General features: G+C 64.6%; 2 protein-coding genes. One reads left to right on the top strand and one right to left on the bottom strand.

Going from position 1 to position 1,581, the window contains the following annotated elements; genetic code table 11:
• Positions 1-190 (bottom strand): acetyl-coenzyme A synthetase N-terminal domain-containing protein (locus ACYDAT_RS10090; RefSeq protein WP_461438606.1); only part of this gene is annotated, 190 nt, incomplete at its 3' end.
• A gap of 307 nt (positions 191-497) precedes the next feature.
• Between ACYDAT_RS10090 and ACYDAT_RS10085 the strand changes: the two genes are divergently transcribed.
• On the top strand, positions 498-1,061 hold the full coding sequence (locus tag ACYDAT_RS10085) for an acetate uptake transporter (protein ID WP_461438607.1): 564 nt from the start codon (positions 498-500) through the stop codon (positions 1,059-1,061).
• Positions 1,062-1,581 lie beyond the last annotated feature (520 nt).

Raw genomic sequence — 1,581 nt, 5'->3', positions numbered from 1 at the left:
GGAAGTCCTCGCGCGCAAAGCTGGTGTCCTTGATGCGCATGGGAAAGCGCATCCAGTCCAGCCGCTGCGCGACGCGACTCCAGAAGCGCTCGGGATCACGCACCGATTCGGCATACAGGCGCGCGTAGTCGTCAGCGCGCACGCGGGCGTCGGCGGCAAAGGCGGGCGGAACCGGATAGACCTTGGACATGACGTGTTCCTTCTCGGCTGATGGCGCGACAGCGCCGGGGGTCGATGCGCGACGCGCGCCCCAAGCAGACAACACTAGTCGCGCAAGCCCGACGACCAAGTGGACTTTAGTCGAATGTCGACCAAGGGCGTATAGCCACCACGATGGCCAACGCCGATCCTCGAACGCACTGTTCGGGGCAGGGACAGCGACACAGCGCGGATCGGACGGGAGTCCGTTGACGCGCGGATGTCTTCTCGGCGTCGCTGCAAGCCGCTGTGGTCTGCGCCCGCGCTGCGCTCTGATTCCCTCACCACGGAGATCACCGATGGACAACCGACTGGCCAATCCTGCCCCGCTGGGGCTCGCCGGATTCGCGCTCACGACCTGGATGCTGAGTCTGATCAATGCCGGTTTCGCCAGCGGCGACGGCATGGGCATGGTGCTGGCGCTGGCGTTTGCGTTTGGCGGCACGGCGCAGTTCGTCGCCGGCGTCACCGAGCTCAAGCGCGGCAACACCTTCGGCATGACCGCGTTTTGCGGCTACGGCGCGTTCTGGTGGTCGTTTGCGCTGTTCGTGCAATTCCTGCACGGCAGCACGCCGGCCGCGTTCGTCGGCTGGTACCTGTTCATGTGGGGCGTGTTCACGCTGTACATGCTGATCGCCGCGCTAAAGCTCAACCGCGCGCTGCAGTTGGTCTTCCTGGTGCTGGTGATCACCTTCTGGCTGCTGGCCGCCGGCGAGTGGACCGGATCGGCCTCGCTGCACCAGTTTGGCGGCTACGGTGGCCTGATCACCGCATTGCTGGCATTCTACCTGTCGGCCGCCGAGGTCATCAACGAGACCCACGGCAAGGTCGTGTTGCCGATCGGCGCACCCACGCCGCGCTGAGCGTCATGCCGCCGCGCCGTGAGGACGGCGCATAGCGGTTGTGGTTACCCCGCCAGTGCACGCCGTCGCAACGACGGCTTCTGGCGCGAGCGTCGGAATGTGCGCCGTGGGCGGGTGATTTCAGCGCGGACCCGAGCATCGCGATCTGACATCGTCGCGGACACGGCGCCGACGACCTACGGCTCTTTCTGCGACAAGGTGAACGCGTCACCCACAGCTGGAAGAAATGCTCAAGCGTGTCAACCGGATACATGGAAGAAACTTCGGCGCATGGGCTGCCAAGCACATGATCGGGGCATTCACCGATGGGCGAGTGCGAAAGCATGAATCACACGCGACGACTGTAGAAACAAGTGGTTACGCGCGCCATGACGGTTCTGCGTAGTCCTGCACCTACACCGTGCAGTGCAAATGCCCGACTGACAGAACGACGCGCGCCGCGCAGACTGTACTGTGTCACCGCGAGCGCCGCAGGACGCGGCAAGCAGGATGCTCATCGCCGTGTGATTCGTCGGGCCAA

The sequence above is a fragment of the Metallibacterium sp. genome (genome assembly GCF_054637675.1).
Note: the sequence above shows the minus strand (reverse complement) of the source record. Positions and strands in the feature narration are given on the sequence as shown.

Coding starts and splice junctions, on each gene's coding strand:
- ACYDAT_RS10085 (WP_461438607.1), top strand. CDS start 498: ATGGACAACCGACTGGCCAATCCTGCCCCGCTGGGGCTCGCCGGATTC.